Source organism: Streptomyces sp. NPDC031265, assembly GCF_055570295.1.
Window position 1 is genome coordinate 896,708 of sequence record NZ_JBVIHM010000001.1, and the last position, 6,223, is coordinate 902,930.

General features: G+C 70.8%; 4 protein-coding genes. 2 read left to right on the forward strand and 2 right to left on the reverse strand.

Annotated elements, in window-relative coordinates:
• Position 1: 1 nt before the first annotated feature.
• Positions 2 to 1,600, reverse strand: a complete 1,599-nt coding sequence (locus tag ACZ499_RS04185; protein ID WP_468672012.1) for a sodium/solute symporter — start codon at positions 1,598 to 1,600, stop codon at positions 2 to 4.
• Complete coding sequence (locus ACZ499_RS04190) at positions 1,597 to 1,929, reverse strand: DUF485 domain-containing protein (protein ID WP_468672015.1); 333 nt, start codon at positions 1,927 to 1,929, stop codon at positions 1,597 to 1,599. The genes ACZ499_RS04185 and ACZ499_RS04190 overlap by 4 nt, the downstream gene beginning before the upstream one ends.
• An 825-nt stretch (positions 1,930 to 2,754) precedes the next feature.
• Here ACZ499_RS04190 and ACZ499_RS04195 point away from each other — a divergent pair.
• Both ACZ499_RS04195 and ACZ499_RS04200 read left to right on the forward strand, forming a co-directional pair.
• Positions 2,755 to 3,543, forward strand: coding sequence for an ABC transporter ATP-binding protein (locus ACZ499_RS04195; protein ID WP_371653150.1), 789 nt, complete (start codon positions 2,755 to 2,757; stop codon positions 3,541 to 3,543).
• Positions 3,540 to 6,113, forward strand: coding sequence for an ABC transporter permease (locus ACZ499_RS04200; protein ID WP_468672019.1), 2,574 nt, complete (start codon positions 3,540 to 3,542; stop codon positions 6,111 to 6,113). Before ACZ499_RS04195 ends, ACZ499_RS04200 begins: the two co-directional genes overlap by 4 nt.
• Positions 6,114 to 6,223: the final 110 nt, after the last annotated feature.

Genomic DNA, 6,223 nt, shown 5'->3' on the forward strand with positions numbered 1-6,223 from the left:
CTCACCGCCGCGCCCCCGCCAGGATCCACCCCTCCACCGCCTCGTACTGCTGCCGCTGGGCGTAGACGTCGCGGCGGCTCAGGAACGTGCCCAGCCAGCCCGCCGCGAAGCCGAACGGGATGGAGACGATGCCCGTCGTGGTGAACGGGAACCAGTTGAAGTCATGGGTGGGGAAGACGGACTGGGGCGAGCCCGACACCAGCTTCGTGCCCGTCATCACCACGACCGTGAACGCCGTCCCGCCGATCAGCGTGCACAGCAGCCCCGCCCGGGTGTAGCGGCGCCAGAACAGACTGAGGATCAGGGCCGGGGCCAGCGCGGACGCGCCCAGGCAGAACGAGAGGGTGACCAGCGGCTGGAGGTTGTGGTTCTGGGCCGCCGTGGCCAGCGCGATCGCCGGGATCCCGACGGCGAGCGCGGCCACCCGGGCCGTGTTCGTCTCGGTGGCGTCCCGCACCCCGGCCCGGCCGCGCAGCCCGTGGGCGACCAGGTCGTGGGCGAGCGAGTTCGCGCATGCCAGGGTCATCCCGGAGATCGAGGCCAGCAGGGTCATGAAGATCGCCGTGGCGACCGCGGTGAAGAGCAGCGTGCCCAGCGTCGAGGCGTGCGGCCCGACGATCGCCTGGCTGGTCAGCAGCAGTGACGTCTTGCCCTGCGGGTCTCCTTCGGTGATGGCCCGGCGTCCCACCACCGCCGCCGCGCCGAAACCGATCACGATCAGCGCGAGGGAGATCACCACGACCGCCGACACCGCCCAGGAGAGCGAGCGCCGGACCGCGCGGGCGCTGCGGGCGCTGTACATCCGCATGGTGATGTGCGGCAGACAGGCCGCGCCGATCACCAGTGTCAGCTCCGAGCTGATCATGTCCAGCGAGTCGCCGCCGAACTGGAGCCCGGAGGAGAGGTACGCCGGGCCCGCGCCGCTGCCCTTGGCCGCCTCGCCGAGCAGCAGCCCGGGGCTCCACCCGTACCGGTGCAGGATCAGGGCCGCGACGGCGAGCGAGGAGAGGGCGAGGACGACGGTCTTCACTGCCTGGATGAAGGCGGTGCCCTTCATGCCGCCGATCGCCGCGTAGCCGATCATCAGCAGGCCGAGCATCACGATGCAGCCGGTCTTGAACTCCGCTGCGCCGAAGCCCAGGACGAACGCGATGAGGTCGCCCGCGCCGGCCAGCTGGACCACCATCAGCGGCAGCAGCGCGGCGAGCGTGACCAGGCACGCGGTGACCCGGACGGCGGGGCCGGGCGCCCGCCGGGCGAACGCGTCGCCCATCGTGAACTTGCCCGCGTTGCGCAGTGGTTCGGCCAGCAGGAACATCAGCAGCACCAGCGAGAGGGCGGTGCTGAGGGTGAGGACGAGACCGTCGTACCCGGTCAGCGCGATGACTCCGACCGTACTGAGTACGGTGGCCGCCGAGACGTAGTCCCCGGCGATGGCCAGGCCGTTGCGCAGCGGGGAGAGCGAGCGGGAGCCGGTGTAGAACTCGCCGAGGTCGTCGCGGTCGGGCGCGGTCATCACACAGAGCAGCAGCGTCACGCTGATCACCGCGATGAACGCGATCAGGGACATGGCCCGGGCGTCGGAGGCGAATCCGGTCATCGGGCGGCTCCGTCCGTGTACCGCCGGGAGTTCGGCGGGCGCTGCGCGGCCTGGTGGCGGATGGCGGCGGCGAGCGGGTCGACGGTCCGCTGGGCGGTCCACTCGTACACGGCTATCGCGGCCAGCGTCACCGGCAACTGGCAGAGCCCGAGCAGCAGTCCGGCGGTGAGGCCGCCGGCGATGTGCCGGCCGAGGAAACCGGGGGCGTACCCGGAGAGGACGAGGAAGAGAACGAAGTACCCGAGGGCGGTGAGGGTGGAGACGCGCCGCAACAGACGGTAGGCGGCGCGGAGTTGGGGGATGCCGGGGGAGGGGCGGTGGTGCGGCATCGGCTGCTCCTTGCAGAGGGGGACGGGGAGGCCGGAAGCGCTGGTGGGTGGCGGCGAACTTACCGGTCGGTATGCACTCTGGGGACCCCTTGGGGCGAACTTTTCGGTACGGGCTGCTGGTTACCGTAGGTAACTGTGTGGGGGTGCGCCCTGAGGTGTCGGCTGCGGGCCGACTGTGGCTGGCCGCGCAGTTCCCCGCGCCCCTGTGGGGATGGGGTGAAGCGGCGCCACCCCGCAACCCCCCTGTGGCATCTGCGGCTCCGCCGCGGGGGCGCGACCAGCCACCGACGGTCCGCAGACGAACACCGGGCCGACAAGGGGCCGCGGTAAACCCGCGCGATCAGCCCAGCATCAGAGCCGCGACGACCGGCCGCGCCCCCGGGCGGGGACGGCGCCGGGCGCCGCGCCGGGTAGCGCCTCCGTGCTGCCGCCGGATCCGCCCCGAGCGCTCACCGGCGTACTCGCCAGAGATCGGTTCACAGGGCATGTAGTTGACCGGGCTCCACCCTGTCATCCCTGCCCTGAGCGGCGACAGAGAGCGGTGGGGTGGAGGTCTTCGCGCTCGGACTCCGCCCTGGGGTGGAGAGCCCCTACGGGTTCCTCCCTACTTCAGGGCAGGGGGTGTTCGTCCTGGCGGAGGACGAGAAGAGGGGGATCGGTTCTTTAACGTGGTCCTACATCGAGCGGCTACGGGGAGCCGCAGGTGGAGGGTGGGGTTAGCCCCAGCAACAAGACACCCCTGGGCACCAGGGTGTCCGGGGCCCCCGATCGCCAGACTCAAGACGTACGCACGACACGCACTGACTCGCAACGAGGAGAAGAACCGTGACAACGGCTGTGACCATTCCCAGGCACGGGGGTACTGGAGGGCAAACGGCGGTCGCGGCTCGGGCGCGCCAGGTCGTCAAGGCGTACGGGTCGGGGGAGACCCGCGTCGTGGCCCTCGACCACGTCGATGTGGACATCGCCCGCGGGCAGTTCACCGCGATCATGGGCCCGTCGGGCTCCGGCAAGTCCACGCTGATGCACTGCCTGGCCGGGCTCGACACGGTCTCGGGCGGCCAGATCTATCTGGACGACACCGAGATCACCGGCCTCAAGGACAAGAAGCTCACACAGCTGCGCCGCGACCGGATCGGCTTCATATTCCAGGCGTTCAACCTGCTGCCGACGCTCAACGCGCTGGAGAACATCACGCTCCCGATGGACATCGCGGGCCGCAAGCCCGACCGGGAGTGGCTGGACCGCGTGGTGGAGACCGTCGGGCTCGCCGGGCGGCTCAAGCACCGCCCGACCCAGCTCTCCGGCGGCCAGCAGCAGCGCGTCGCGGTGGCCCGCGCCCTCGCGGCCCGGCCCGAGATCATCTTCGGTGACGAGCCGACCGGAAACCTGGACTCCCGCGCGGGCGCCGAGGTCCTCGGCTTCCTGCGCCGCTCGGTGGACGAGCTGGGCCAGACCATCGTGATGGTCACCCACGACCCGGTCGCCGCCTCCTACGCGGACCGGGTGCTCTACCTCGCGGACGGCAGGATCGTCGACGAGATGTTCCGCCCGACCGCCGACGCCGTGCTCGACCGCATGAAGGACTTCGACGCGCGGGGGCGGACCTCGTGACCGTGCTCAAGACCTCGATGCGCAACTTCTTCGCGCACAAGGGGCGGATGGCCCTCTCGGCCGTCGCGGTCCTGCTGTCGGTGGCGTTCGTGTGCGGCACGCTCGTCTTCACCGACACCATGAACACCACGTTCGACAAGCTCTTCGCCGCCACCTCGGCCGACGTCACCGTCTCCCCGAAGAACGCGAAGCCCGACGACCAGCCGCAGACCGGCACGCCCGAGTCGCTGCCCGCCTCGGCCCTGGAGAAGGCGCGCGGCGCCGCCGGGGTGAAGTCCGCCGAGGGCGGCGTCACCAGCTCCAGCGTCACGGTCGTCAACGCCGAGAACGAGAACATGGGGTCCTCGAACGGAGGTCCCACCATCGCGGCCAACTGGACGGGCAACGACCTCAAGGCGATGGAGATCACCTCCGGTCACGCCCCGCGCGGGCCGACCGAGATGATGGTCGACTCCGACACCGCCGACAAGCACGACCTGAAGATCGGCGACGAGCTGCGCACCATCGCCGTCACCGGTGACTTCAAGGCGAAGATCACCGGCATCGCCTCCTTCAAGGTGACCAACCCGGGCGCGGCGATCGTCTACTTCGACACTGCCACCGCCCAGCGCGAACTGCTCGGCCGCACCGGCCTGTTCACCAATGTCTCGCTCACCGCCGCCGACGGCGTCAGCGACGAGCAGCTGAAGCAGAACGTCGCCGCCAAGCTCGGCGCCGGCACGTACAAGCTGGAGACGGCCGCCGAGAACAAGGACTCCAACCGCGACTCGGTCGGCTCCTTCCTCGACGTGATGAAGTACGCGATGCTCGGCTTCGCCGGGATCGCCTTCCTCGTCGGCATCTTCCTGATCATCAACACCTTCTCGATGCTGGTCGCCCAGCGCACCCGCGAGATCGGTCTGATGCGGGCGATCGGCTCCAGCCGCAAGCAGGTCAACCGCTCGGTCCTGGTCGAGGCGCTGCTGCTCGGCTTCTTCGGCTCCGTCCTCGGCGTCGGCGCGGGCGTCGGCCTGGCCGTCGGCCTGATGAAGATCATGGGCTCGATGGGCCTGGAGCTGTCCACCGACGACCTGACGGTCAAGTGGACGACGCCGCTGGTCGGCATGCTGCTCGGCGTCGTGGTCACCGTCCTCGCCGCCTACCTCCCGGCCCGGCGGGCCGGAAAGATCTCCCCGATGGCCGCGCTCCGCGACGCCGGTACGCCGGCGGACGGCAAGGCGGGCATCGTCCGGGCCGTCATCGGCCTGGTGCTGACCGGCGCCGGCGCCGCCTCGCTCTACGCGGCGGCCCACGCCGACAAGGCCAGCTCCGGCGCGGGCGTCCTCGCCCTCGGCGTGGTGCTCACGCTCATCGGCTTCGTGGTCATCGGCCCGCTGCTCGCGAGCGGTGTGGTGCGGGTGATCAGCGCCCTGGTGCTGCGGATGTTCGGCCCGGTGGGCCGGATGGCCGAGCGCAACGCGCTGCGCAACCCGCGGCGTACGGGAGCGACCGGCGCGGCCCTGATGATCGGGCTCGCCCTGGTGGCCTGCCTCTCGGTGGTCGGCTCCTCGATGGTCGCCTCGGCCACCGCCGAGCTCGACAAGTCGGTCGGCGCGGACTTCATCGTCCAGGCGGGCAACGGCCAGCCGATCGTCCCGCAGGCGGCCGACGCCCTGCGCAGGACGCCGGGCATCGCCCACGTCACCGACTACAAGCAGGTGGATGCGAAGATCACCACCCCGGACGGGAAGACCAGCAGTGAGGATCTCGCCGCGGCCAGCCCGACCTACGCCGAGGACCTGCGGCGCGAGACGGTCTCGGGCAAGCTGTCGGAGGCGTACGGCAAGGACGCCATGTCGGTCGGCGACAAGTTCGCCACGGACCACAACGTCAAGGTGGGCTCCGTCCTGACCGTCGCCTTCAAGGACGGCCGCACGGCCCACCTCAAGGTCGCGGCGATCACCTCGGACGACACCAATGTCGACAAGGGCGCGAAGTACACCAACGTCGCCACCGCCGAGCGCTATGTGCCCGCCGACCGGATGCCGAAGAACATGATCATGTTCGCCAAGGCGGAGGACGGCAAGGCCAAGGAGGCGTACGCCTCGCTGAAGGCGGCCCTGAAGCCGTACCCGCAGTACAAGGTGCAGGACCAGACGGACTTCAAGAAGGACCTGAAGGACCAGATCGGCCAGCTCCTGAACATCGTGTACGGCCTGCTGGCCCTCGCGATCATCGTCGCGGTGCTCGGTGTGGTGAACACCCTCGCCCTGTCGGTGGTCGAGCGGACCCGGGAGATCGGCCTGATGCGCGCCATCGGCCTCTCGCGCCGCCAGCTGCGCCGGATGATCCGTCTGGAGTCGGTGGTGATCGCCCTGTTCGGCGCCCTGCTCGGCCTGGGCCTCGGCATGGGCTGGGGGACGACCGCGCAGAAGCTGCTGGCCATGGAGGGCCTGGGCGTCCTGGACATCCCGTGGCCGACGATCATCACGGTCTTCATCGGTTCGGCGTTCGTGGGTCTGTTCGCCGCCCTGGTCCCGGCCTTCCGGGCGGGCCGAATGAACGTGCTCGGAGCTATCGCGAGCGAGTAGCCGCCGTACGGGGGTCGGCGGGGGGGGGGGGGGGGGGGGGGGGGGGGGGGGGGGGGGGGGGGGGGGGGGGGGGGGGGGGGGGGGGGGGGGGGGGGGGGGGGGGGGGGGGG